The sequence below is a fragment of the Sphingobium sp. genome (assembly GCF_033795625.1).
In the GTDB taxonomy this organism is placed as follows: Bacteria; Pseudomonadota; Alphaproteobacteria; order Sphingomonadales; family Sphingomonadaceae; genus Sphingobium.
In genome coordinates this window covers 14920-39606 of record NZ_JARYGI010000033.1, presented here as the reverse complement: position 1 = coordinate 39606, position 24687 = coordinate 14920, and the positions used below count along the sequence as shown (strand labels likewise).

At 66.3% G+C, this 24687-nt stretch carries 34 protein-coding genes; 30 read left to right on the top strand and 4 right to left on the bottom strand.

The genetic code is table 11. The features are described from left to right. The first annotated feature begins 80 nt into the window (after nt 1–80). Nucleotides 81–227 (top strand): hypothetical protein, encoded by a 147-nt coding sequence (locus tag QHC67_RS14745; protein WP_319295425.1) that lies wholly within the window; start codon nt 81–83, stop codon nt 225–227. Between the two features lie 197 nt (nt 228–424). Here the strand turns inward: QHC67_RS14745 and QHC67_RS14740 are convergent, their stop codons facing one another. The 3 genes from QHC67_RS14740 to QHC67_RS14730 are packed head-to-tail and all read right to left on the bottom strand — an operon-like array spanning nt 425 to nt 1200. Further along, nucleotides 425–583, bottom strand: a complete 159-nt coding sequence (locus tag QHC67_RS14740; RefSeq protein WP_319295424.1) for a hypothetical protein — start codon at nt 581–583, stop codon at nt 425–427. Nucleotides 584–634: 51 nt separating this feature from the next. Next, the gene (locus QHC67_RS14735; RefSeq protein ID WP_319295423.1) at nt 635–889 is read right to left on the bottom strand and encodes a hypothetical protein; all 255 of its coding nucleotides are present in this window, start codon (nt 887–889) and stop codon (nt 635–637) included. A gap of 41 nt (nt 890–930) precedes the next feature. Beyond that, a complete protein-coding gene (locus QHC67_RS14730; protein WP_319295426.1) occupies nt 931–1200 on the bottom strand; it encodes a hypothetical protein in 270 nt (89 codons plus the stop codon). A 242-nt stretch (nt 1201–1442) separates the two neighbouring features. On the opposite strand from QHC67_RS14730, the gene QHC67_RS14725 reads away from it, so the two are divergent. The 28 genes from QHC67_RS14725 (at nt 1443) to QHC67_RS14590 (ending at nt 23732) form a co-directional block, all read left to right on the top strand. After that, nucleotides 1443–1682 (top strand): hypothetical protein, encoded by a 240-nt coding sequence (locus QHC67_RS14725; protein ID WP_319295422.1) that lies wholly within the window; start codon nt 1443–1445, stop codon nt 1680–1682. Next, the gene (locus tag QHC67_RS14720) at nt 1679–2608 is read left to right on the top strand and encodes a toprim domain-containing protein (RefSeq protein WP_319295421.1); all 930 of its coding nucleotides are present in this window, start codon (nt 1679–1681) and stop codon (nt 2606–2608) included. The genes QHC67_RS14725 and QHC67_RS14720 overlap by 4 nt, the downstream gene beginning before the upstream one ends. Nucleotides 2609–2645: 37 nt before the next feature. Next, nucleotides 2646–6932, top strand: coding sequence for a strawberry notch family protein (locus QHC67_RS14715; RefSeq protein ID WP_319295420.1), 4287 nt, complete (start codon nt 2646–2648; stop codon nt 6930–6932). 30 nt (nt 6933–6962) lie between these two features. Then, nucleotides 6963–7280 (top strand): BrnT family toxin, encoded by a 318-nt coding sequence (locus QHC67_RS14710; protein WP_319295419.1) that lies wholly within the window; start codon nt 6963–6965, stop codon nt 7278–7280. Further along, on the top strand, nt 7264–7584 hold the full coding sequence (locus QHC67_RS14705) for a BrnA antitoxin family protein (protein ID WP_054437517.1): 321 nt from the start codon (nt 7264–7266) through the stop codon (nt 7582–7584). Before QHC67_RS14710 ends, QHC67_RS14705 begins: the two co-directional genes overlap by 17 nt. Before the next feature lie 114 nt (nt 7585–7698). Further along, nucleotides 7699–10029, top strand: coding sequence for a ParB/RepB/Spo0J family partition protein (locus QHC67_RS14700; RefSeq protein ID WP_319295418.1), 2331 nt, complete (start codon nt 7699–7701; stop codon nt 10027–10029). 92 nt (nt 10030–10121) lie between these two features. Continuing rightward, nucleotides 10122–11084 (top strand): ArdC family protein, encoded by a 963-nt coding sequence (locus QHC67_RS14695; RefSeq protein ID WP_319295417.1) that lies wholly within the window; start codon nt 10122–10124, stop codon nt 11082–11084. 30 nt (nt 11085–11114) lie between these two features. Then, nucleotides 11115–11771 carry a DUF6927 domain-containing protein gene (locus tag QHC67_RS14690; protein ID WP_319295416.1) on the top strand — a complete coding sequence of 219 codons (657 nt, stop codon included), beginning with the start codon at nt 11115–11117 and terminating at the stop codon, nt 11769–11771. Then, nucleotides 11768–12004: a hypothetical protein gene (locus QHC67_RS14685; RefSeq protein ID WP_319295415.1), complete on the top strand. Its 237-nt coding sequence runs from the start codon at nt 11768–11770 to the stop codon at nt 12002–12004. Before QHC67_RS14690 ends, QHC67_RS14685 begins: the two co-directional genes overlap by 4 nt. After that, nucleotides 11995–12528, top strand: coding sequence for a thermonuclease family protein (locus tag QHC67_RS14680; RefSeq protein WP_319295414.1), 534 nt, complete (start codon nt 11995–11997; stop codon nt 12526–12528). Before QHC67_RS14685 ends, QHC67_RS14680 begins: the two co-directional genes overlap by 10 nt. 103 nt (nt 12529–12631) lie before the next feature. Beyond that, on the top strand, nt 12632–12868 hold the full coding sequence (locus QHC67_RS14675) for a hypothetical protein (RefSeq protein WP_319295413.1): 237 nt from the start codon (nt 12632–12634) through the stop codon (nt 12866–12868). Between the two features lie 39 nt (nt 12869–12907). Further along, nucleotides 12908–13165 (top strand): FitA-like ribbon-helix-helix domain-containing protein, encoded by a 258-nt coding sequence (locus QHC67_RS14670; protein ID WP_082370336.1) that lies wholly within the window; start codon nt 12908–12910, stop codon nt 13163–13165. Further along, the gene (locus QHC67_RS14665) at nt 13162–13587 is read left to right on the top strand and encodes a type II toxin-antitoxin system VapC family toxin (protein ID WP_054437511.1); all 426 of its coding nucleotides are present in this window, start codon (nt 13162–13164) and stop codon (nt 13585–13587) included. Before QHC67_RS14670 ends, QHC67_RS14665 begins: the two co-directional genes overlap by 4 nt. Before the next feature lie 48 nt (nt 13588–13635). Beyond that, entirely contained in the window at nt 13636–13950 is a 315-nt protein-coding gene (locus tag QHC67_RS14660) for a hypothetical protein (RefSeq protein WP_319295412.1), read from the top strand. A 110-nt stretch (nt 13951–14060) separates the two neighbouring features. Beyond that, the gene (locus QHC67_RS14655; protein ID WP_319295411.1) at nt 14061–14786 is read left to right on the top strand and encodes a hypothetical protein; all 726 of its coding nucleotides are present in this window, start codon (nt 14061–14063) and stop codon (nt 14784–14786) included. Nucleotides 14787–14796: 10 nt separating this feature from the next. After that, entirely contained in the window at nt 14797–15093 is a 297-nt protein-coding gene (locus QHC67_RS14650) for a hypothetical protein (RefSeq protein ID WP_319295410.1), read from the top strand. Between the two features lie 21 nt (nt 15094–15114). Beyond that, the gene (locus QHC67_RS14645) at nt 15115–15456 is read left to right on the top strand and encodes a hypothetical protein (RefSeq protein WP_319295409.1); all 342 of its coding nucleotides are present in this window, start codon (nt 15115–15117) and stop codon (nt 15454–15456) included. A 54-nt stretch (nt 15457–15510) separates the two neighbouring features. Then, on the top strand, nt 15511–15768 hold the full coding sequence (locus tag QHC67_RS14640; RefSeq protein ID WP_319295408.1) for a type II toxin-antitoxin system prevent-host-death family antitoxin: 258 nt from the start codon (nt 15511–15513) through the stop codon (nt 15766–15768). Then, nucleotides 15765–16148: a type II toxin-antitoxin system VapC family toxin gene (locus QHC67_RS14635; RefSeq protein ID WP_319295407.1), complete on the top strand. Its 384-nt coding sequence runs from the start codon at nt 15765–15767 to the stop codon at nt 16146–16148. Before QHC67_RS14640 ends, QHC67_RS14635 begins: the two co-directional genes overlap by 4 nt. A 97-nt stretch (nt 16149–16245) precedes the next feature. After that, the gene (locus tag QHC67_RS14630; protein ID WP_319295406.1) at nt 16246–16743 is read left to right on the top strand and encodes a hypothetical protein; all 498 of its coding nucleotides are present in this window, start codon (nt 16246–16248) and stop codon (nt 16741–16743) included. Between the two features lie 14 nt (nt 16744–16757). Next, the gene (locus QHC67_RS14625; RefSeq protein WP_319295405.1) at nt 16758–17537 is read left to right on the top strand and encodes a hypothetical protein; all 780 of its coding nucleotides are present in this window, start codon (nt 16758–16760) and stop codon (nt 17535–17537) included. Then, the gene (locus tag QHC67_RS14620) at nt 17534–18883 is read left to right on the top strand and encodes a hypothetical protein (RefSeq protein WP_319295404.1); all 1350 of its coding nucleotides are present in this window, start codon (nt 17534–17536) and stop codon (nt 18881–18883) included. The genes QHC67_RS14625 and QHC67_RS14620 overlap by 4 nt, the downstream gene beginning before the upstream one ends. A gap of 81 nt (nt 18884–18964) precedes the next feature. After that, entirely contained in the window at nt 18965–19843 is an 879-nt protein-coding gene (locus tag QHC67_RS14615; RefSeq protein ID WP_319295403.1) for a hypothetical protein, read from the top strand. Nucleotides 19844–19946: 103 nt separating this feature from the next. Then, nucleotides 19947–21179 carry a helicase HerA domain-containing protein gene (locus tag QHC67_RS14610; RefSeq protein WP_319295402.1) on the top strand — a complete coding sequence of 411 codons (1233 nt, stop codon included), beginning with the start codon at nt 19947–19949 and terminating at the stop codon, nt 21177–21179. 23 nt (nt 21180–21202) lie between these two features. Then, nucleotides 21203–22471 carry a hypothetical protein gene (locus QHC67_RS14605; protein WP_319295401.1) on the top strand — a complete coding sequence of 423 codons (1269 nt, stop codon included), beginning with the start codon at nt 21203–21205 and terminating at the stop codon, nt 22469–22471. A gap of 102 nt (nt 22472–22573) precedes the next feature. Continuing rightward, complete coding sequence (locus tag QHC67_RS14600) at nt 22574–22825, top strand: hypothetical protein (protein ID WP_319295400.1); 252 nt, start codon at nt 22574–22576, stop codon at nt 22823–22825. A gap of 42 nt (nt 22826–22867) precedes the next feature. Next, nucleotides 22868–23335, top strand: coding sequence for a hypothetical protein (locus QHC67_RS14595; RefSeq protein ID WP_319295399.1), 468 nt, complete (start codon nt 22868–22870; stop codon nt 23333–23335). A gap of 28 nt (nt 23336–23363) precedes the next feature. Next, complete coding sequence (locus QHC67_RS14590; protein ID WP_319295398.1) at nt 23364–23732, top strand: DUF3768 domain-containing protein; 369 nt, start codon at nt 23364–23366, stop codon at nt 23730–23732. A 14-nt stretch (nt 23733–23746) separates the two neighbouring features. Here the strand turns inward: QHC67_RS14590 and QHC67_RS14585 are convergent, their stop codons facing one another. Continuing rightward, entirely contained in the window at nt 23747–23905 is a 159-nt protein-coding gene (locus tag QHC67_RS14585; RefSeq protein WP_319295397.1) for a hypothetical protein, read from the bottom strand. A gap of 577 nt (nt 23906–24482) precedes the next feature. Between QHC67_RS14585 and QHC67_RS14580 the strand changes: the two genes are divergently transcribed. Beyond that, nucleotides 24483–24677: a hypothetical protein gene (locus tag QHC67_RS14580; RefSeq protein ID WP_319295396.1), complete on the top strand. Its 195-nt coding sequence runs from the start codon at nt 24483–24485 to the stop codon at nt 24675–24677. Nucleotides 24678–24687 lie beyond the last annotated feature (10 nt).

Below are 24687 nucleotides of genomic sequence, written 5' to 3'. Positions count from 1 at the left end.
ACCATTTCGCAGCAGCCGCCTGATCGGCGCAGAGCGACAGCCTACCTCTGACTGCCGCCAATCTTTGCAACAGAGCCGCGATGGGCTTCGAGACGCAGGACTATGCCGCCGCCAAGGCCGTGACCCACCCGCGCATGGCGCATCTCGGCCAGCTTCTCACCATCGATCGCGCTGAAGCCGAGAGCGAGCAGGCGCTGGGCAAGCTCATGGGCGCACTCGACCTGTGAGCGCTGGCAGCCATGCGTGCATTATCGGGACACAGATTAACGGTACGGCGATTGCCCGGACAGTTTTCGGATGGGGACGAAATGACACCGCAAGGGCGTTATGCGTACGCCAGACAACGCTCCGCACTCCTGCACGCACGAAAGTGCATTTTGCCTACGCTATGCATCACCGCTGCCTTACGGAAAGGGACGAGATTTTAACCCTGCGGATAGATCAGCACCGGGAATGCGCTGGCGAACGCCAGAAGGGCGAAGACCCCGCACCATACCGGCCGCCGGGCCATGCGCGCGGCTGCCATCACGAACAGCGCCGCCATGACCAGCGCGACGGGCCGCACCTCTCTAACGGTGGTCACGTAAAGATCGAACACGCGCGCAGATTCTGGTCGTAGACGTACGGCAAGCGCTCAGGCATAGCCGCCCTGTTGGAGCAGGCGCTTCGCTTCGACCTCGCCCTGCACGCACGCTATCGGCCGTCCATGCCACGGTCCTTCGATCACCCCCAGCATGATGACCTCGCGCGCCTCGTCGGACGGATCGGCGGCATTGGCGCCGCGATCGAAGGAGAGCATCGCCTGGCGGTTGCCCGCCAGAAAATCGACGACGATGACCCCGTCGCGCCAGAAGGCGCGATGAATTTTCCACTCGCTCGTATCGGTCATAAGCTCCGGTAATACCCCTGTCGGCGGCAATCTAGCGCGGCTCAGATCCAGCGCAGCGATGCCGCAAAATATAGGACGATCCCCAGCGTCACCGGGGTGGAGAGCAGATAGAGCTTCTGCCAGCGCCACCACAGCTTCGGCACGAACAGCAAGGCGCTGCGCATGTCGCGCACCTGGCTCCACACCCGCTCGCGCACACTGTCGTGAAGCGCCACCGTCACCGAGAGCGCCAGCGCGATTAGGCAGCACAGACCCGTCGCCAGGTAGATGGCGAGCCAGTTGGCGATCTCGATAGGCGTGAACTGCGACAGACGAATCCTCCGGTAAACTACAAATCTTTCATAGGCGCGGGCTACGCCGGGCACACCTGCAATCATAAACCTGTAAGAGAATTACAGGCAATGATGGGGTCAATGCAGCCCGAAGCGCAAAAGCTGCAAGACGATGGGAGTTGAGGGGGAGGGCGAAGTTGGCCGGGAAGAACCGGCCAGCCCTTCAGCCACCGGATGCGCGGGCCATGCGCCGCTCCGGCCCCCCATGAGGATCTGCCGCCATGGAACACTTCGTCCTGTTCATCCGGGATCGCGAACATGCGGATATCGCCCAGCTGCATCCCGACGAGGCGAGCGTCGAGACGGCGCTCATCGCCTATGTGCGCGGCCGCGAGCGCTTGACCGACGCCGTGCCCCGGCTTCACGATGACGAGGCGGTCGCGGCCTGGTCCGCATGGGAGGAGCGTATCTACGCGATCGCGCGCGCCGTGCTGACGCCGAAGGCGGAGAACCATCGATGAGCCTTGTCGCCAACCGGCCCTCGCAAAGGCTGGTCGATATCGTCGGCACGCTGCGCGGCATCTGGCGCGGCAATGTCGCGATGTGCCGCTGCCCGGTCCATAACGACCATACCCCGAGCCTCTCGCTGCGCCAGGGCGACCACGGCATTCTCGTCACCTGCTTTGCCGGGTGTTCGCCGATCGACGTGCTGCGCGAACTCGAGCGCATCGCCATTACCCGCCGCTACGAGCCGCCGCCCGATGCGCCAGGGGGCCGCAGCGCCAATGTCCAGCGGCTGTGGGACGAGGCGCTCCCGGTCCCGGGAACCCTTGGCGAACGCTACCTCGCCTCGCGCTTCCTGCTGCCGGTCCCAGGCGATCTACGCTTCCATCCGCGCTGCCCGCATGGCGCCAGGCCCAACACCGTCTTCAAGCCGGCGCTGCTCGTCGCGGTGCGCGAGGGTCCGAGCCTGGTCGCCCTGCAGCGGATATTCCTCGATCCCGTAACCGCGCGCTACACCGCGAAGGCGACGATCGGGACGCTGGGTTTTGGCGCCTGGCGTGGCGGCGGTATTGGCCCCACGATCGGTCTTGCAGAGGGATTCGAGACCGCGCGCGCATGGTCGCGGCTGCGCGGGCTGCCCTGCTGGGCGAGCCTCGGCTCGCGGCGGTTCGGGCTCGTCACCATTCCCGAGACCGTTACCAGCCTCATCCTTGCCGGCGACAACGACACCGCGGGGCGGCGCGCCGTCAACCGCGCGGCGCGCGCCTATGCGGCCGACGACCGGCTGATCCGCGTCGATATGCCGCCTCCAGGCAAGGACTGGGCGCAGGTTCTGGAGGAACAGGAGCGGGCAGGCGGCCCGGATGCAGGCAGGACGGCCGATGACGCCGGGACTTCCCGAACATCCGAAACGCAGGAGTGGAGGGAGGAAGGGAAGGGGTGATCTGCCGTCCGGGCAGAGGAACAGGAGACCCCTTGCCATGCGCGATCTGCTCGATCGTCCCCCGCTCAACGCCCCGATCAACGATGGTGACGCCGCCCGCCATATTGCCGCATTGCTGGCAGATGGCGCCCTCATCACCCGGCGCGATCTCAACCAGGCGATGACGCGCTGCTTTGGCGGCAGCGATGCCGACGGGCGCTGGACCCAGCGGGCGAGCTTCGAGATGCTCGAGCACGCGCTCGCCCTGCACCTGCGCACGCGGCCCTATGCGCTCGAAACCCTCGCCGATGTCTCGGCCGCCACGGCGCTGATGGCGCGGTGCCCCACGCAGACGGTGCGCAGCGAGGAACAGATCGCCTTCCAGCAATTCTCGACCCCTGCCGATATTGCTGCGCTGGCGGTGCTGCTGGCGGCGATTACCCTTGAAGACATCGTGCTCGAGCCGAGCGCGGGCAATGGCCTGCTCGCCGCGCAGGTCCCGGCAAGCGGCGCGCTCTACCTCAACGAGATCGATGCGCAGCGCCGCGAGCGGCTTGCGTCGGTGTTCCCTGAGGCTGTGGTCACCGGCCATGACGGGGCAGGGCTGGTTAGCCTCCATGCCGCGCTGCCGCGCCCCAGCGTCGTGCTGATGAACCCGCCGTTTGCGCGCAGCCTCGGGCGCGGCGCCGACGATCTCGCGGCGCTGCGCCATCTGCAGGCCGCCTTGCGCCGTCTTCGGCCCGGTGGCCGCGCCGTCGCGGTGATGCCCGACTGGTTCGCCCCCGATACACGGGTACGCGCTGCCTTCGAGGCGGTGCTGGCGGGATGCAGCGTGCGCACTTCGCTGCGGCTCGAACACTGCTACCGCAAGCACGGCACCGATATCGCCGTCAGGCTCTACGTCATCGACAAGGTGGCCCCCGCCGGCGAGGACGACATGCGCCCCGCGACGATCGCGTGCACCTCGCTGGCGGACCTCCTCGATGCCGTGACGATCCCGCCGCGCCTCGCCCTGGAAAACATGGGTCCCGCCTCATCACCCCTTTCCATGCCTTCTTCCTCGTCTTCTGCCACAGCGCGCAAACCCGCCACGATGTTCGGCGCTGCGCGCAGCGCAAAGCTTGCAAAGCCGCGGCCGTTTCATGCCCCGGTGAAGAACGCGGTGCTGCCCGTCGCATACCGGGTATTGGAACAGGCTGCGCCGCTGGCCGAGCAGGTCGGGGTCTACCTGCCTTATCGCCCGAGCCGGATCGTCTTCGAGACGGCGGGCGAGCATCCCACCGCCCTGGTGGAATCGGTGGCGATGGGCTCGATCCCGGCGCCGATCCCGACCCATATTCCGCATCTGCCCGAGCGTACCGTCACCGAGCGGCTGCTCTCGACCTCGCAGCTGGAAACCGTGGTCTATGCCGGCCATGCCTGGTCGCAGATGCTGCCCGGCACCTTCCGGCCCGCCGATACCGGGGTCGGGCTTGTCATCGATTCTGAAGGGCGCTCCTACCGCAAGGGCTTCTTCCTCGGCGACGGCACCGGGGCGGGCAAAGGCCGTCAGATCGCCGCGTGCATCCTCGACAACTGGCTGCAAGGCCGCCGCCGCCATGTCTTCGTGACGAAGAACGAACCTCTTCTGGAGGATTTTCGCCGCGATTGGACGGCGCTCGGCGGTATGTCGGCCGACGTGCAGCCGCTCTCCAACTGGAAGATCGGCCAGAGCGTATCGCTCGATCAGGGCGTGCTGTTCGTGACCTATCCGACCCTGCGCTCGGGCCGCTCGGATCATACCCGCCTGCAGCAGATCCTCGATTGGGCCGGAGGCGACTTCGACGGCGTCGTCGCCTTCGACGAGGCGCACGAGATGGGCGGCGCTGCCGGCGGCGAGGGCGCGCTCGGGCGCAAGGAAGGCTCGCTGCAGGGCGTTGCCGGGGTGCTGCTCCAGAACCGGCTGCCCGGCGCGCGCGTGCTCTATGCGTCCGCCACCGGGGCATCGGACGTGAACAATTTCGCCTACGCCGTGCGCCTCGGGCTGTGGGGACCGGAGACTGCGTTTGCAAACCGCGAGGCGTTCATCTCCGAAATCCGTCAGGGCGGGATCGCGGCCATGGAGCTGGTTGTCAGGGACCTCAAGGCACTCGGCCTCTATACCGCTCGCGCGCTCAGCTTCGCCGGTGTCGAGTACGACGTGCTGCGCCACGCGCTGACCCCGGCGCAGATCGAGATTTACGACACCTATGCCTCGGCGTGGCACGTGATATTGTCCAACATGGAAGCCGCCTTGACGCAAACCGGTGTGATCGACGGCTTCGGGGGTGGTACGCTCAATGCCGGCGCCAAGGCCGCGGCGCGCAGCCGAATAGAGTCTGTTAAGCAAAGATTTTTTGGGGCGGTCTTGCTGGCGATGAAGCTGCCCACGGTGATCGCCGCCGTCGAGGAACACCTCAAGGCCGGTCAGTCGGTGGTGCTGCAACTGGTGACGACGGCCGAGGCGATCCTCGATCGGCGCCTGTCGCAGATGAGCGCCGAGGAACGCGCCGATCCCACGCTCACGCTCTCGCCGGTCGACCAGATCGTCGATTACCTGATGCGCGCCTTCCCGACCCGGCAGATGCGGGTCATCACCGACGATACCGGAACGGCGCGCTCCGAGCCGATGAGCGACGAGCATGGCCATCCGGTCCATAATCCCGATGCCATCGCCGCGCGCGACGGGTTGATCGAGACGATCTGCGCGCTGCCGCCGATCCAGTCCGCGCTCGATGCCATCGTCGAGCATTTCGGTCCCGAGCGCGTCGCCGAAGTGACGGGCCGCTCGAAGCGGCTCGTGACGCTCGCCGACGGGCGGCAGAAGGTCGAGAGCCGCACGGCGAGCGCCAGTCGGTCCGAGGCAATGGCCTTCATGGACGGCACCAAGCGGGTGCTGGTGTTCTCCGATGCGGGCGGCACCGGGCGTTCCTACCATGCCAGCCTTGATGCAGCGAACCAGGAGCAGCGTGTTCACTTCCTCCTCGAGCCGGGATGGCGCGCCGACCGGGCGATCCAGGGCCTCGGGCGCACGCACCGCACGCATCAGGCCTCGACCCCGCTGTTCCGTCCGGTCACCACTGACTGCAAGGGCGAGCTGCGCTTCACCTCGACGATCGCGCGGCGGCTCGACAGCCTCGGCGCGCTGACGCGCGGCCAACGCCAGACCGGGGGTCAAAATCTGTTCGATCCTTCGGACAACCTCGAGTCCGAGTACGCAAGGGACGCGCTGGTGACGTGGTTCCACCTGCTCGATGACGGCAAGCTCAAGAGCACGACGCTCGATGACTTCTCCGCGCGTACCGGGCTGGAGATCCACGACAGCGACGGCGTGATGAAGGAGGAGCTTCCCCCCATCCAGCGCTGGCTCAACCGCCTTCTCGCCTTGCCGATCGGCCTGCAGAACGCAATCTTCGAGGAGTTCCTCGCTCTCGTGGAAACCCGCGTCGCCGCCGCGCGCGAGGCCGGAACGCTCGATGTGGGCGTCGAGACGATCATGGCCGACACCGCCACCGTCATCGACGACACGCTGCTGCGCACCGATCCGAACAGCGGGGCCACCAGTCACCTGCTCACCATCGAGATCGCACGGCGTAAAAACCCCATCGCGCTCGAGCGCATCCTCAGGATCGCCGATGCCCACGCCGGTCCACATGGGGATGCGGCCTTCGTCCACAACGCCCGCTCGGGCAAGGTGGCGCTGCGCCTCAAGGCGCGGCCGTGGATGGACGAGGAGGGCGAGCCGATCCCGCGCGTCGAACTTCAACGTCCGTGCCGGCGCGAGTTCTTGCGCGAGGCCGATCTCCTCGAAACAGCTTGGGACGTCATCGACCGAGAGGCCTTTGCCGCCAGATGGACCGAGGAAGTGGCCGAGGCCGCCGAGCAACTCGACGTCGAGACGATCCGGCTCGCCACCGGACTGCTGCTGCCGATCTGGTCGGCGCTGCCGTCGGACCATCTGGCCGTCAACCGCATCGTCGATGGCCAGGGCAACTCCTGGCTCGGGCGTCTCGTGTTCGATCAGCATGTGGTCCAGCTCTACACCAAACTGGGCATAGCGAAGTCCGAGGACATGCCGGTCGAGGCCATCGCCCGTTCGGTGCTGTCCGGGCGCAGCGTCGAGGTGGCGCGGCCCTTCGTGATGACCTTCAGGCGCTCACTGGTGAACGGCAACCCCCGTGTCGAGATCGTCGATGCGCCCGCGAACCAGCTGCCCTGGCTCAAGTCGCTCGGGTGCTTCGTCGAGATCATCGCGTATCGCAGCCGCGTCTTCGTGCCGGTCAATGATGCGGAGAGCGTGATCGGCGCCATCCTCAAGGCGGCGTGAGAGCACTGGCATAATCGAGAGTAATGGTGTATGGACAATATCGTCAATACATATGGAGATGATGTGCGGTTCGAATGGGACCCGGAGAAAGCCGAGATCAATCTGCGCAAGCACCGGATCGGGTTTCCGCTCGCCCAGCGGGTGTGGGACGATCCTTTCCTCGTCATCGTCCCTGACCGAACGGTCGATGGTGAGGAACGCTTCCATGCGATCGGTGCGGTGCAGGGCACGGTTATCGTCCTGGTCGTGCACAGCTATCCAGATCCAGATAGCGACAACCGGATACGGATCATCAGCGCCCGAAAGGCAACGCCTCACGAAAGGAGACGGTATGAAGAAGAATCTTGATAAGTCCGAGCGTGAGCAGCTGGCCGCGCTTCAGGCGATGGCAGACGACGAGATCGACACGCACGACATTCCCGAGGCGCCGGAGGCCAACTGGGACCATGCCCACCGTCCGGGCCTTTACAAGCCGCTCAAGAAGTCGGTGACCATGCGGCTCGATCTGGACGTCATCGCCTGGTTCAAGGAACACTCCGATGGGGGCTACCAGACCGAGATCAACCGCACGTTGCGCAAGCACATGCTGCGCCATGAGGCTCGCGTGAGCCGCAAATCCCCGAACGGCACTCAGCACCGAGCAAGCACCTGAGCATGCCATAGGATCACAGCGATATCACGACTTCCCGGGGCCCAAAGAGAGGGAGGGGGAAGGGGAGGGGTGTTCGGGAATTGGTCCGAACAGTGCCAAGAAGGTGATATCCCCATGATCCAGACCGTGAAACTCGCCAGGCTGATCCTCTCCGACATCAATGTGCGCAAGGCGGGCGATGACCTGATCGAACAGTTCGCCGCCGACATTTTCGCGCGCGGCGTGCTGCAGAACCTCATCGTCACGCCGGTGAAGAAGCCGCGCGGCGCGTTCGCCGTGATCGCCGGCAGCCGCCGCTACCGCGCGCTGATGCTGCTGGCCGAACGCGGCGATATCGTTGCCGCCGACTATGACGTGCCGGTGATGACGCTTTCGGGCGACGATGCGACGCTCTCGGAAACCTCGCTGGCCGAGAATTTCCAGAGATTGGCGATGTCTCCTGCCGACGAATGCCGGGCCTTCCAGCACTTCCTGGGCGAGAACGGCGACATCGACGGGGTGGCGAAGCGCTTCGGCATCTCGCGCCGGTTCGTCGAAGGCCGCCTGCGCCTCGCCAATCTCGCCGAGCCCATCTTCGAGGCGCTGGCCGAGGGCACGATCACGCTCGACCTCGCCAAGGCCTACGCCTCGACCCAGAGCCACGAGCGCCAGATGATGGTGTGGAACAGCTACGGCAAGTCCAGCTACTACGGCCCCGACACGATCCGCCGGGTGATCGCCAACGAGAGCATGAAGTCCACCGACCCTGTCGCGTTGCTGGTCGGCGAGGACGCCTATGTGGCTGCCGGCGGCGTGGTCGATCGCGACCTGTTCAGCGATGCCGGCGACAGCTGGCTCAATCCCGAGATCGCGCAGGCGCTGGCGGCCGATCGCATGGAATCCGAGGCGAAGCGCATCGGCGAGAAACGTGGCCTTGCCTGGATCAGGCCGATCGCCGGGGGCTCGGTCTGGGAAGCGGCCCGCGGGCTTCACCGTGTCGACCTGCCGATGGCGGCGCTGACGGAGGAGCAGGCGGCCCGGATCGAGGAGATCGATACCCGTATCGGCGCCATCGAGACCGAGATGGAGAACGAGGAGATCGAGGAGGAAGCCTACGACGCCCTCAATGCCGAATACGAGACGCTGGGCGAAGAGGTGCAGACGCTGCGCTTCCATCGTCCTGCGCTGCTGCCTCCCGAACTGACCCCGCGCGTCGGCCTGTTCCTGACGCTGGAGAACGACGGCACCATGGAACTGGACGACACCTACTACTCCGAGACCTCGCTGCGCGTCACCCTGGTCGACGATGAAGACGAGGCCGGCGATGAACCGGGCGAGGGCGGCGACGCCGGTGACGGTGACGATGCCCCTTATATCGACGGCGACGGCGCGATCGTCGCGCGCACCCCGACCTTCCGCATCGAGGAAGGCCCCGTGCGCGGCGGTCCCCTCGCCGAGGGCCGGGGCAAGGCCGACGAGGTCGATCCGGCAGCGGCGGCTCCGGGCGGCAAGGCGATGAGCCAGGTGCTGCTCGATCAGCTCGCGGTCCAGCGCCGCGACGTGCTGGGCGCGGCAATCATCGCCAATCCGGCGCTGGCGCTCGACTACATGCTGTTCGTCATGGCCGACCAGGGCCATGCCGGGGTCGCTGGTAACGGTACGACGATCCGCGCGCCTTCGCCGCAGGACCCGGTTCTGGCCAATAGCGTGCCCGGCGCCCGCGCGCGCGATTACCTCGCCGAGGTCCATGACGGGCTCGATGCCAGCTGGACCGGATCCGGTGACATGGTGACGCGCTTCGAGGCGTTCCGCATGCTCGGCGACGAAGCCAAGGCGGCATGGCTGGCCTGGATCGTCGCGAAGTCCTTCGAGGCGAAGGAGAGCTACTCCACGCGGCAGAACGCGCTGCAAAACCGGCTCGCGACGCTCCTCGATATCGATGTGGCCAGCTGGTGGCGGCCGACCTCGGAGAACTTCTTCGACCGCGTGCCCAAGGGCGCGCTGCTCTTGCTGCTCGACGAGGTCGGCGGTCCCGCTCTCTCGGGCCGCCACGCCAGCCAGAAGAAGGGCGAGATCTCGGCCTCGTGCGAGAAGCTGTTCGCCGGCGAGGCGGTGATCGAGGCCGAGGTGAAGGAAGCCGCGCTCGCCTGGGTGCCTGTCGCGATGCGCTTCCCGGTGACCGAGCCGAAGGCCGATGCCGATGCCGAGGCCGCAGGCGGCGACGATGCCGATGCGGGCACCGGGATCGACCTTGCGGCGCTGATCGGGGACGACGAGGAGGCCCTGGTGGCGGTGCTGTCCGCTGACGGTGCCGAAATGGGCGGTCCCGATGATGGCGACACCGAAGACGGCACGATGGACCGGCACGAGGCCATCGACGACGAGGCGGATGGCGCCGATGACGAAAGCCCGCATGTCTTCGGCGACGACGACGCGGTCAGCGAATGGGCCGAGGCCGCCGAATAAGCCTCCCGCACTGTCCTGACAGGTCGCACCGCCGTCGTCTCCCCCCAGAGACGTCGGCGGTGCGACCGCATTGCTAACCGCAGGAGTGCGCCATGTCCATTACCGTGCCGGCACGGCTCCCGGCATCCGCCCCGCGTTCCTCTCGCGATATCGCGCGCGAGGTCACCCGCACCATCATTGCCCGCCTCGAGGCGGGGACAAAGCCCTGGACCCGGCCCTGGTCGCTGACCGGCGAGGGCGGGCGCCCGCTGCGCCATGAGGGCACGCCGTACCATGGCATTAATTGCCTCTGGCTTTGGGCGATCGCCGACGCCCGCGGCTATCGTTCGCGCTACTGGATGACCGCGCGCCAGGCCGGGGAGCTGGGCGGCCATATCCATCGCGATGCTGTTCCGGCCATGTCGATCTATGCCTCCAGCTTCCGCAAGGCCGGTGCTCCCGGCCTCATGGGCGAGACGACGTCGGGTCCGCTGATCCGCTTCCTGCGCCATTACTGGGTCTACAATGCCGACGAAGTGGAGGGCCTGCCGCGCTACTACTATGCGCGCGACGTGCCGCCGACCCCGGCGCTGCTTTCCCACCGGCAGGCGGCGATCGATGCCTTCTTCGCGCCGATCCCTGCTGAACTGCGCTGGGGCGGGGACCGCGCCTACTACGATCCGGGTGGCGATTACATCCAGCTCCCTCATCCCGGCAGCTTCCGTTCGGCGGATCTGCTGGCCTCGACGAGAGGACACGAGACCGCGCACTGGAGCGGAAATGAAACGCGCCTCAACCGCACTTTCGGCAAGCGGTTCGGCGATGCGGCCTATTGCATGGAGGAACTCTGCGCCGAACTGACTTCAGCGTCGATCTGCGCCGAGCTTGGCTTGCCGAGCGAACTTCACGACAGCCATGCCAATTACCTGGGCCACTGGATCGACGTGCTCCGGAGCGATCACAGCGCCATCTTAACCGCCGCTTCGAAGGCCGAGCAGGCATTCGCCTACCTCGCCGCTTTCAGCCGCAGCGCTTCCGGTAACGGGGCCGCAGAGCCGATGAAGGCGGCGGCATGACCCATCACCATCACCTGAGGAGAAAACCCTATGGGCTGGCTATACATGAACCGTCACCACATGGGCGGGCACGCTACCGCCAAATCCTATCTCGACGCCCAGTTCACTTTCGATTGGGAAGCGGGAGAAGACGGCATCGCGCACAGCGCGCGCGTCCTCGCCTCGTCCTGCCCCGGCAACAGGGTCTACTACGCGGCCGTGCAATACCGCGCCAACGGCGAGATAACCGAAGTGCTCGGCATCGTCTGCCTCGTGCGGTGGAACCCGAAGGACAAGGACAATCTCCACTTCGGGTACAAGGACTTGAGCGAAAAAATGGGGCCATGCGAGGATGGCTGCCCCAGCCACATCCTCGACCTGCTGACGCCGACCGACAACGAATATGCCCTCGACTGGCGGCGGCGCTGCCGCGCCAACCTCCAGCGCCGTTCCCGGAAGATCGAGGACGGCATGCGCATCCGGCTCGCCGAGCCGGTGACCTTCACCGACGGCTACGAGGACAGCGAGTTCATCGTCGTCAAGCGTGGCCGCTCGATCACCTTCCGCGTTCCGGACGGCCATGGCCGCTACCGGATCACCGGCTTTCGGGAGCGCGACTGGAGCGTGGCGGTGCAGACCCGCGTGCATCGCACTGTCTTCGCCTCCCCTTCCACAACCGGCGCCGCATCTGCAAAGGCAATCCCATGACACAGATCCCGATCCGAACATTGTCTTCTCTGCGCGCGGTGCTGTGCAGCCGCGGCCATGCGGTCCGCGTTGCGGGCCGCATGGCCGCGGCCGGCCTTGTCGTTTCAGTTGTCGCCACCCTCGATCCGCTCCAGCCCTGGCGCGTCATCGAGCATCGCGGCGATGCCGCGCCGGTGAGCGGCAACACTTGCGGTCCCGAGGCCGCCGGCGAGGACCATGCCGTATGCGCCTGATTTGCCTCGCCCTCCTCGCGCTCGCCGCCTGCGATGTCGCCGTCTCGCGTGAACCTGCCGATCCCCGTGCTTCCGCGATCGTTGCCCGAGGCCGCGCAATCGACGGCGACACCGTGTCGTTCGATGTGCGCCTCCACGGCGCCGATGCCTATGAGCGCAAGCAACTGTGCGCCACCGCTTCGGGCTGCTGGCAATGTGGCAAGGCAGCACAGGACTATGCCTCGCGGCTGCTCAAGTCCGGTAACGCGACGGTCCGCCTCACCGGCAGCGCCAGCTATGGCCGCCCGGTGGGCACCGTCGAGATCGGCGGGCGCGACCTGGGCGAGGCGATGATCGCGGCGGGGCTTGCGATCCCGGTGACCGGCTACCTCAAGGGCCGGCCCGAACAGGCGCGCCGATACATGGCCGCCTATCAGGCCGCCCGTGCTGCAAAGCGCGGCGCGCACGCGGGCAGCTTTACCGAACCGGCCAAGTGGCGTCGCGGCGAGCGGCTTGCCTGCGAGGCGAAGCCGGGGCGGCGCTGACCCTCTCTGCGCCGGTGCCCCAGCGACCCGAGAAATCCTGGACATCCGGGGCATCGGAAGGGGAGAGGGCGAGGGAAAGGCGAACTCTCATGGAGTAAAGCTCATGCGCTACCGCCATTTTCGCGCCTTCGCCGATACCATCCGCGCCAACGGCGAAACACTCGCCTGCGAATATCGCAGCGTGCTCACCGCCACGCGCCACGAGTTCGACAGCGAGCGCTCGCGCTTCGCCTATGCGGAGTATCTGCGCGCGCTCGCCATGTTCATCGATCCCGATGGCTTCATGGCCGAGCTGGCGAGTCCGGCGCTTCCCGAATTGACGGTGCCAGCGCGCGCATGATATCATTTCGACAAGATGCCATCAAACGGATGCTTTCTCATGCCGGCCCTGACAGTTCGTAATATTCCTGACGACGTCCATCGTGCGCTCAAGGCGCAGGCCGCCTTGCATGGGCGCAGTACCGAAGCCGAGATTCGGGATATTCTATCACGTGCGGTGAAGCCTGAAGGCCGTCCCCGCTTGGGACAGGCTCTCTCCGGAATCTGGAAAGCTGCAGGAATTACCGACGAAGAAGCTGCAGTTCTTGCAAACGCTGGAGAACGCACTCCTGCCGCTCCGATGGCTCTCGACGAATGATTGTTCTGGATACGAACGTCATATCGGAGATGACAAAGGCTGCTCCATCGCGGGCGGTATCCACCTGGCTGGACGAACAGCCGATCGAGACGCTGTTCATCACGAGCGTGACCATTGCTGAGATCCGGTTTGGCATCTCCATACTGGCACAGGGCAAGCGGCGACAATCGCTGGAGGAAGCGATGTCCCGGACGATCGAGCTGTTCTTCGGTAAGATACTCCCGTTCGACGAACGGGCGGCATTCAAGTATTCCGATCTTGCTGTTGTCGCTAGGGCTGCGGGCCGTGGTTTCCCGACGCCAGACGGTTATATCGCGGCTATCGCGGCATCGCGTGGATTTGTCATTGCGACGCGAGATACAGCGCCCTTCCTGGCCGCAAAAATCAACACCATCAACCCTTGGACCGCGTCTTCAACTTAACCGCGATTTTCGCGGTGCCATACATCATGCAAATCAGGACAATCTGCCATGACCGCAATCTCGATCGATGTCGCAAGTGCGAAAGTTGCCCTTGATCGCCTTATCGATGTCGCCCGCTCGGATACTGGGCAATCGAAGCGGGTCGCGAATTTTCTGCTCGCTTGGTGGAACGGTGACGACTGGGGGCATTTTCCCATCGCCGACCTGTTCGGACTCGACCGGGAAGTCGGTCTCGATATCGCAAGGATCGTCGGTTTCCTCGCGGCTTATCCCGAGGCGATCTATGCTGATCAGTTCGGTCGACGCGAGGAGATCATTGCTCTCGTCCATCAGTGGCGTGAGGTTGTTAGCGAAACAACCTGATCTGAATCGAGGCACCATTTTCCCTCTGCACCCCCAAGGCACGGGAGCGGAGGGGGAAGGGGAAGGGCGGGCGTGAGGATGCGCCCGATCTTGCCCGAAAGTGCCTCGCAATGTCCTACGATGTGCCGTTCCGCCACCACCAGGCCCTCGATCCGAGCGCGCTGACCAGCCTGACCGCCGCTCTCCACGCCATCAACCGGGGCATCGAGGACTGCCGCGTCGCCGGCATCGGCCCCGACAACGACCCCGCCATTCTCCTGCTCGCGCGCCATCTCGGACGCCTTGCCGAGGCCGCGAGGGAGGAGGCGGCGCTGCGCAGTGCCTGCACGCGGCGCATCGCCGAGCTGGATCGCCATCCCGCACTGCTGGCGCTCGCCCTGCGCGGTGTCGCCTTCGACAAGGCGGCCAAGGACCGCTTCCACCGTGACGCGCGCCAGGCCATGCGCCGCCTCGCGATCGCGCTGGATCTTTCCGAAGGCCGCTACGAGGTCGCTTCGCACTATGGCGACGCGGCGATTTCCGGGAGCGTGGTGCTCACCTCGCCCGAGATCGAGGTATCGCTCGCCGTTGGCCCGCTCCATGAGGGCAACGAGGTCAGCTACTTCGCGAAGCGCGGACCTGCAGCACGCGAACGCCTGCGCTTTGCGCGTATCTCGGACTTCATCAGGGCCGAACGCTTCGCCGCGCGGCTGAAGCGCGAGTTGCGGCTTGCCGATATCGTCCCGGCACCGACGTCATCCCCGACGCCGGTCCTGCCGATGCCCGCGGGCATGCCGGTCCCGGCGCTGATGCCGATGGCTCCGACGCCAGACTCCGCCCAGCCCCTCGCGGCGTGAGGAGGTGGCCATGCAGATCGATCAGGCCATTGTCATCGTTACGGCGAACGCCGCGCGCCTCGAGCGCTATGTCGAGCGGCGCGAGCGCTTCATGGATGCCCTGGACTGGACGGCCATGACCGACCGGGACATCTTCGAGGCCGCCATGCTGGATCACCTCCTCGAGACCGATATGACCGAGGCGTTCTCCTGTGTGATGCATCTCGAAGAACTATCCGCCGCTGGTATCACTCAGGTCACCGGCGTGCTGCGCTTTGCCCCTTTCCCGAGGCCCTGGCACCCGGAATGGGGCACTCTCGAAAACTGATCCCTCGCAAAGGAGCCGATCATGAGCCGTCATGTCCTGCCCGGCAAGGACGTTGCCAGTTCCGTCGTCATCGGATGGGACCGGCCACTCGGCACATTCTTCGTCCAGGTGATGCAGCCCCACCCGCGCATCGACGGCGAGGAATGGGCCTTCATCTGGAAGGGCACCGCACCGGGCGAACTGCCCACCGCCGCCGCCGCGATCGATATCGCCGCACCCTTTGCGGATCTGCCGCGCGATATCGGCGCGACCCTCGAGACCGATCGTCTGCGCACGCTTGGCACCTTCGACGGGCCGGCGCAGCGGGCGGCAAAGCCGTTCATCGCGCCTGATCCCGACCAGGGCCAACCAACCTCTGATTGATATGGTCCATTGAATGGTCTAAATGCTGAACACTATCCCATGCAGGAACGAACCATGCAGATTTCCGTATCCGACGCCAAGGCGCAGCTGACCGAACTCGTTCGCCGTGCCGAGGCGGGCGACGAGATCATCCTGACGCGCCATGGCCATGCTGCCGTACGTCTCGTGCCGGTTGTCACTGCCGTCGATCGCGCTTCCCGCCGCGCTCTTCTGGAATCCGTGCGTGCGACGGCTACCAACAAAGCTACCGCAGGGCCGGTCGCAGCGCGCAGCCAGGATTTTCTCTATGACGAGGATGGCCTGCCCGAATGATCGTCATCGATACATCGGCGATCATGGCCATTCTTCTCAATGAGCCGGAAGCCGACGCCTGTATCGCCGCGATCGAGGCCGAGGATCGTCTCGCGATTTCCGCAGGCACACTGGCCGAGACGCTGATCGTGGCGGGCCGTCGCAATGTCGGTCAGGAAGCCTCGCGGCTGATCGAAGGTCTCGGCATCGAGATCGCTTCAGTTACACCGGCAACTGCGTGGCAGGCAGCTCTCGCCTATCGTCAGTGGGGTAAGGGCGTGCATCCCGCGAGCCTCAATTTCGGTGACTGCTTCGCGTACTGCCTTGCCAGCGAGCGCGTATGCCCACTGCTGTTCGTAGGCAACGACTTCTCGCAGACCGATCTGCAAAGCGCCCTGTAAGGGGCGGCCGATCCGCCAACACCTCCCAGAGCAATCCAAAGCCTTGAGTTGAGGGGGAGAGGGCTTGTCGATCCATGCCGGATCGACGGAGAAGCCCATGTCCTACCATATCCATCTTGGCGGCGCGCCGGCGAACGAGCCGTGCGCGCAGCTTGGCCAGACGCCTGACTTCGCGGCCGTGAACGCCTTCGAGGTCAGCGCCTACAGGTTGGCGGTGATCGCACTCCATGGCCTGCCGCCCGAGGGCTGCCGCCTCGCGCCCTACGCCAACGTCCACGACTTCGGCACCTATCGGACGCTGGTGCTGCACATCGACGACGAAGCCGACGCGCATGTCGCGGCCTATGCCGAGGCCGTGGAGGAAGGCCTGTCCAGCTGGATCTCGGCCTGCTTCTCCCCACCTATCGAATATGACGGCTGCGTCGCCACGATCCCGCGCCGCGAGACCACGGAACTGCTGATCGGCGCGCTGCTGGTCTCGCGTCCGAGGCCGGACGGCACGTTCGCCATTCCCGATTTCGAGCGGGTCCACACCAACCTCACAGCGGCCTTCCCCGAAGCCGCCGAGGCCGCCCGCGCGCGTCTCGCTGCCTGAAGGAGCACACTCCCATGTCAAATTCCTACGTCAAAGCCGCCTTCAGCCTGTTCATGAGCGCCGAAGATGCGGCGATGGTCGCCAAGGCGCTTCGCGCGAGCGAGCTGCTGACCGACAATCTCAGCGACCCGGACCTGAAGTTGTCGTTCGATGCGCTCGGACACGACTTCATCACCCTGTTCCCGGCGAAGGGGCCGAACCACTTCGGCAGTTTCATCAGGCTGTTCGACGATCCCGCCTACCCGACCTTCGACTGCGAAATCGCGATCGGCGAACCGGATTCCTGCGACGTGTGCGAAGTCACCTTCAGCGGCAATCAATTCGGCATCGAGTCGGTGGCGCGGCTGATCCACACCGCCTGCAGGGCCGCGCTGCCCTGCGGGTTCGAATGGGCCTATACGGGTGACAAGCTGCGCTGCGGCGAACATGGCGGCGGCTATGTCGTCATCACCGGGGATGGCCCTGCCTTCCGCACGACGTCCACCCTGCTGCGCGAGGCCCTGGTCGGGAGCCCGGCACCTGCCGAACCCGTCATCGCTGTTTTCGATCCGGCACTGGTGACCATCGAGCCCAGGCGCTTCAGCGTCACGCAAAGCGAGGTGCTGGTGTCCTATAACGGCCAGCGCATCGAGCAGTATGGCGATAGCATCCGTTTGGTCGAACGGGAATGGCAGGGACATACAGATGCGTTCTGGATGGCCGTCGCCTATCGCGAGGCGACCTTGCGCGGCCTTGCGACCCGGCTCCCGGTCGCCGAGGAGGCGGCCTTCATGGCGCCACTGGCACGGTCATGACTACTGCCGCCGCCCCCGCCGCTACCTTCAACCCCGCCGATCCGCACTGCTGGACCGCGCGGGGGCGGCCGATTGAGCAGGCCGAGACCCTCGCCGCCATCTGGCAGGCATGGCCCGACCTTCCTCCCGGCGCATCGCCCGATGCGCGCATGGCGCGCCTGAAGGCCCGCGTGACGGCGATGAAGCCCTTCAACGACGCCATCGCCGCCGAGAACGAGCGCGAGCGGCGTGCACGTAACTTCGCCTTCATGGACGGCAAGGCCGCGCGCGGCGAGATCGCCGATCACGATCTTGCGATCCTGAAGGGCCGCGACCTGCACGGCTATCACTGGAACGAGGCCGTGACCTATGCCTGGGGCTGGTATGGAGCGCATAGCGGCTCGCCTTATGGCCCTTCGCTCGATGCGCGCCGAACGCCCGAGCAGCTGGCCGCCTACGATCGCGGCTTCGCCGATGGCGGCGGCAACCGCGATGACCTGTTCGATGCCGCGCGCCGCGGCAACCTTGCCGCACTGCGCAGCGACAACCGGCGGAGCGACGATGCCGCGACCATCCCGGCACGCCCGCTGCCGAGCAGCTGGCCGCAACCCGGGGACCATGCCCGTCCGACCCGGTGGTCACGCCGCCTCATCATCCTCGCCGACAGCGATGCCGGCACCGCAGGCGATGTGCTGGCACAGATCCTCGCGCGTCCCGGAGCGGCCGAGGCCGCGATCGTCGTCCTCGGCCCCGACGCCGGGTTCGTCAGCGGCGACGATTATGCGTGGACGTTGCCCGATGCGGCCCCGAGACCGCTCACGCGCGAACGCGCCGAGGCGCTGATCGCCGATACCGCGCAGGGCGAGGCGCTGCGCCGCCTTATCGGCCCCCGCGATATCGACGATGTGCTGGTCGCGCTCCAGGGCGAGCATCTGCGCGTCCTCGATGCCTTCGCCGCTGTCCTCCCGCTGTGTCGGAGCATGGAGCGCACGCGGCATACCGCGCTGCTCCAGCGCGGGCATCTGCGCATCTGGCTCGATCGCGGCCACGACGGGGCGGGCAACATCGGCGCGGGGCACATACGATGGGGTAAGGCCATCCACGGTCTCACCGGCAAGCTCGGCGAGTTCACCGCGCGCTACGCCGGACCTGTCGCCGCTTCGCAGGGAAGGTCAGGAACGCGGCGCGGACATCTGATCCGCATCGAGGTCGCAGGCGGGCTCCCCGCCATGGGCTACGCAACATCGTCGGGCCTGCCGCTCGATCCCGAGATCGTCATCACCAACAAGGCGCACCTGCGCCGCGAGATGGCCGTAGCGCTCCGCGCCTTCGCGGGCGCGACCCGGCTGATGCACGCCGCTGCCTGAAGCCGTGAACAAATCCCACCAGCCCGTTCGGGGGCCTGCCCGCGCGGGGGGCATTCCCGCCCTCACCCAAGGAGCCTTACCATGGAACCTGTCACCACTCGCTGCGCACGCTGCGCCGCCTGTCCTGACTGCACGTCGCATTCACTGCTGCTGTGGCAGCGCGAGTTCCCCGGTTATCCGCGGCGACATGCCGCGATTCCGCCGGGATGGACGGACACCAGCTGGCAGAACGACACCGCGCCCAGCTTCCAGGTCGCGACCGGGCCGATGGGCGAGCCGGTGCAGATATGGATCGACCATCCCGACCCGGCGCAGCGGGAGGTTCCGGGCATTGAGCGTTTCCTGCTGACCCGGCGCAGTCCTGACGACGACATGGCGGAGGTCCATTGCGGCGAAGACTGGAACGCCGCGCTTGAGCACGCCTCGCGCGAGCGGCTCGCCTGCGCCTTCGCGCGCGGCCTCATGATCGAGCTGACCCCGGCGCAGTGGCGCGCCATGCGGCTCGCCAACCGTCGCAATGCCGATTTCGTCTGCGCCTCGCACGATCACTGCGACGCCAACATGGTGATGCTGGCGGCATGGGAGGCCGAACGCGCGCCGATGCTGACGCCGGCGCAGCGCGCTGCCGGGATCGGCGAGGACATCGAACCTGCCAATGCCGCATGGACGATCGCCAAGGCCCATTACCTTACCGCAAGCGAGGAGGGCGAGCGCTTCGACATCTGGCGCATGAGCGGCGTCCATGTCGCCAGCCTGATCGGCGCAGGGTGTGAACTGGGCTGTGAACCGGGCACCGAAGCCGCGCACGACAGGCCGGGACGCATCTATAGCTGCGGTTTCATCCAAGCCCATGGCGAGCGCTGGAGCGTCACGATCGGTAACGAGACCCGTACCTTCGACCACCTGATCGATGCCGAGGCGCACTTGTGGCGCGGCTTTGCTGCACTGGAAAGCGCCTGACAGCGGCCACCTATCCCGATTGTTCCTGAGGCCGTGAGAGCGGAGGGGGAGGGTAAAGGGCGGAGCGCATGATGATGCGCGCCCGTTCACCGGGAGATCCGCCATGAACACCGTCACCCCGTTTGCGCCCACCGGCGCTCGGCCGGATGCGGCCGCCCCAGCGGCGAACGCCGTGCCGATCGGCCGACACTCCCGAGGGCCGCTGCATCTCGACCTCGACCGCCTCCTGGCGGGCCGCATGCTGGTCCAGGGCGGCTCGGGCGCGGGCAAGAGCCGGACCTTGCGCCGTATCGTCGAGGAGGCCTTCGACTATGTGCAGACGATCATCGTCGATCCCGAGGGCGAGTTCGGCAATCTCGCCGCGCATATCGGCGCGACCACCCTCAAGGCCGCCGAGATCGCCGCCGACGGATTGACGGCCGCCGCCCTGCGCGCGCGGCGCCACCGCATCGCGCTCCACCTCGACCTCACCGACCTCGATCCCGAAGCGCGCATCGTCAAGGCATCGACCTTCTTCGCGGGGCTCGTCGGCGCGCCCCGCGAGGACTGGAAGCACACCGTGCTCGTCGTGATCGACGAGGGCCATCTGCTTGCGCCGCATCTGGCCGGGTCCGCTCGCGACGCCGATATCCGCCGCCTCGGCGTCGCGACGCTGACTGACCTGTGCTCGAGGGGCCGCAAGCGCGGCATCGCGCCGGTCATCGCCACCCAGCGCCTCGCCAAGCTCTCGGCTTCGGTCATCAGCGAGCTGCACAACTTCCTCATCGGCATCAACGTCTTCGACCGCGATATCGCCCGCGCCGCCGATATCCTCGGCTTCTCGCGCTCTGAATCGGAGAAGCTGCGCACGCTTGCCGCAGGCGAGTTCTATGCCTTCGGCCCCGCGCTATCGCCGGGGCCAGTGCTGGCGCGCATCGATCCCACCATCACCGAGCATCTGGGCGCGACGCCGCTGCTACACGGCGCTGCCGATATTGACAGCGCCGAGGCCGCAAGGCTGCTCGACCTCGACGCCCTGCGCGAGGCGCCGCCGCCACGCGCCGATGCGCTGAAACTGCGCGGCACCCGCGCGCTCGATGCCTTCCTCCTCGACGAGGCCGCCCCCGTCGCGGCCGCGATCTGCCTTGCCCTGCGCCGGATCGCGCCCAACGCGACCACCGCCGCCGAACTCGCGCGCCACCTCGATACCCCGGCCGAAGCCGTCGACCGCGCGCTCGACCTCCTCGCCGCGATCGCCGCCGTCGACACCATGCCGCGCGGGGCAGACCGGATGGCGCGCCTCCATGCGCGCCTGCGCGCCCGCATCGCCGACGTTCCCGTCGTCGCGCTGCCCTGATGGCCTGCCTCAAGGAGACTGTCATGACCATGGCAATCGATCCCGACGACACACCGATCGTCGTCGAACTGGTCGCGTGCCCCGCGTCGCTGCCCCTTCCGCCCCTGTCTCCTGCCGGAGCGCCAGGCGAGATGACATGGCGCAAGGATGCCTGGACGCCCGATGAGATCGCCACCCTGCGCCGTCTCTTTGCCGATGACGTGCCCGTCACCGAGATCGCCGAGGTTCTTGGCCGGGGCAGGCAGGGGGTGCGCGACCGTATCTATGTACTCGGGCTTCGCCGCCATTCGCAGCGGGCGTGGAACGAGCTGGAGGACGAGGAACTGATCCGGCGCTACGGTAACGAGGCGACTGCCGGCATCGCCGCCGACCTTGGACGTTCCTGCATGGCGACTTATGCCCGCGCCGCGCTGCTTGGACTTGCCCGGACCGGCGCGCCGCCATGGACGCCGTGGGAGGATGCCCAGCTTCGCTTCGGCTACGAGACCGGCATACCCATTGCCGAGATCGCCGTTCTGATCGGACGGTCGCATTGCGGGGTTGCAACCCGCGCGACCCTGCTCGGGCAACGCCACAAGCATATGCCCCGCGACTGGAGCCCTGCCGAGATCGAGCGCGCGCTCGCGCTTCAGGAAGCGGGCCACTCCTACACCAGGATCGGCAAGATCCTCGGGCAGGAGGGTCACACGACGCGCAGCAAGAGCGCGATGAAGGCGATCATGCGCAAGATCGGCGAGGGCAGGGGCTGGGGCCGCGCCTGGACAGCCGAGGAGGACGAATTGCTGAAGGCCGCCTATGCGAGCGGTCAGAGTCTGACGCACCTGCAACGTGGCCTTTCGCGCAGCGCGCACTCGATCCGCTGGCGCGCCCGATACCTCGGGCTCACCGGCACCCACGCCAACCGGGCGGGATGGCGCACCGGCCCGGACTGGTCCGAGGCCGATCTGGATCGGCTGCGCCGCGATTACGGGCGCATGCCCACCGCTGACCTCGCCCGCGACATGGGGCGCAGCAAGGCCGCGATCTTCACCCGCGCCAATCTGCTCGGTCTTTCGCATGGCTACCAGCGCCCCTGGAGCGAGGACGACAAGGCCGCGCTCGCTATCGCCCATGCCCGCGCCATCGACATTCGCGACCTTGCCGACGCTCTCGGCCGCAAGGTCGCAGCGGTCCACAAGTATGCGGCAAAGCAGGGGCTGGCCTTCGGCCGCCGCAAGCGCGCGGCGACACCCAAAAGCCTTCCCGAGATCCTCGCGCTGGACGCGGCGGCACCCGCGTCAAAGGGCGACTGAGGGAATATCCCGCGTCTTCCCACGAGCATCGGCGGAGAGAGGGAAAGCGAAGGGGAGGCAAGGAAACTGGCCCCACACCCCACATCACCGATGGAGATCCGCATGGCTTCGATCCCGAACACATCACCCGTCCAGTCCGCTACGAACACATCCTTGCAGGCGAACATCCTGATGATCTGGCCGGACGGCACGTATTGCCGAGGCGACGAATACGCTCCCGCTGACTTCGCGCATATGTCCGACGACTACGAGATCGCCGACATGGCCGACCTGCCGCAGGCGCAGCGCGTGGTTCGCGACTGGCCGGACATTGCCGCTGAGATTGCGGACTTCATCGCGCACGACCTCGCCTGAGCGCGGCCGCCACCAAACCACACCTTTCAGGAGATCCGGCCCATGGTCGATCGCGTGTCCGCGTCGATTGAAATCGGCGGAACAATCGGCTCTGCCGATTACACCCGGCTTGTCGCGCTTATCGGCGCCGAGGCCCTTTCCATCCAGTGGGATGGCGAGGACTTCGCGCCCGAACACCGGCAGAAGGGCCAGTCGCTGCGCCTCTATGCCCACGAGGTGGCATGGGGCCGCTTCAATGCGCTCGAGGCGTATTGCATCGAGATGAGCCTGCCCTTCGCGCGCTGGTCTGGCGGATGTTCGGGCCAATGGGGATCGGAGCGAGTCGTCTTCACCGGCGAAGGCGAGCCGCAGCCCTATCCGGTCGATGAGAGCGATACCGTGGTGATCGGCCGTGCCGCCATCAAGCAACTGGGCTCGATCGAGGCGGTGCTCGCATGGTTCGATGCCGCCGATTTTGCCATCCCGCCGCTCGTGGTGACGGGCGACGAGACCGCCGCCATCGCCGCCTGATCCTCCAAATTCCGGGAGTCCCGTACCAATGCTACGCACACCCACCGACCATGCCTCGCGCACCGAGATCATCGGTCGCCTGAACGATCGCTGCCGGCTCGGCGTCGACCGCACCGCACGTGCCGTCATCACCCGCAATTGCCTCGCGACCTTCAGCAATGGCGAGCGCATGAGCGAGATCGTCGCGCAGGCGCGCATTCTCGCCGCCGTTCGCGCGCACCGCTTCCCCCAGGACGACAGGAGTGAGCGCGATCGCGGCCAGGTCGAGTACGAGGGGCAGACCATCTACTTCGCGATCGACGCCTACGACCTCGATCTTCGCTACGGCTCGGACGATCCTGCCGATGCCTCGCTCACCCGCCGCGTCATGACGATCATGGTGCGCGAGGATCTGTAGCGGCCAATCGACCTTCAGCCGCTGCCGATCGCTCGCCACCGCTTCGCCTTGCGGCGATAGATCTTGCGCCCGCACGCGGTGCAGCCAGCGACGTAATGCACCCCGTCCCATTTGGCCTTATGCCGGTCGGGTTTGTGACGGTTGAGCAGGCACAGGATCGATTGCAGGATCATCGGCGATACACCTTTGGATTTACAACGGCTTGCCCCCCAAGAGACGGTGCCCTCGACGGACACGTATCGCAGCGCAACATACATTGCCCCGGGCGGTGCATCCAGCGCGTCAAGGCGCGCCGGTTGTCAAAAGGACGGCGATATCGGATTTGGTTGCGGCGATGCCCATCGTTCCTGACAGAACAGGATAAGGGCGAATACTCTACCTGAAGAGGGAAGGCGGCGGCAGGATGGTCGCGTTAACCTGCCGCCTGCCACGCCCTTAGTAGTCCATTACTTGCCCGCAACACGTAATTGCTCCCTGCAAACGATAACGGGGCCGCATCCGTAGCAGCGGATACGACCCCGTCGTTTCCAAGAAGCCTCGCATGCTCACGAGGTTCTTCCGGTATAACCCTCGGTGGCGATGACCGGAAGCGGGCCGCTAGACGAGGATATCTCTACCAATGATGAACGGCCCATACGAAACCGGCCCCCATATCCGATCAGGGACATGGGAGCCGGAATGGTTGTGCGCCTCTCGCACCGGACTTCTCTAGGACTTCACCCGAAGGACATTACCCAAAAGGGACAACTCATGACTGCCATCACGCTCTCGCCGCTCCGCTACAGTTTGTTGAACTTCGGCACCGCTTACGCGGTCGCCTGCCAGCTTCGCGAAACCACCGGCGCCGACCAGTTCGTCGTTCGCACCGGAAACCCACTTCAACCTTTCCGTGTCTCGCGGCATCTCCCCGACAACACGGAAACCATCCTCGCCCTGGTCGCCTGAGCCTTTGGCG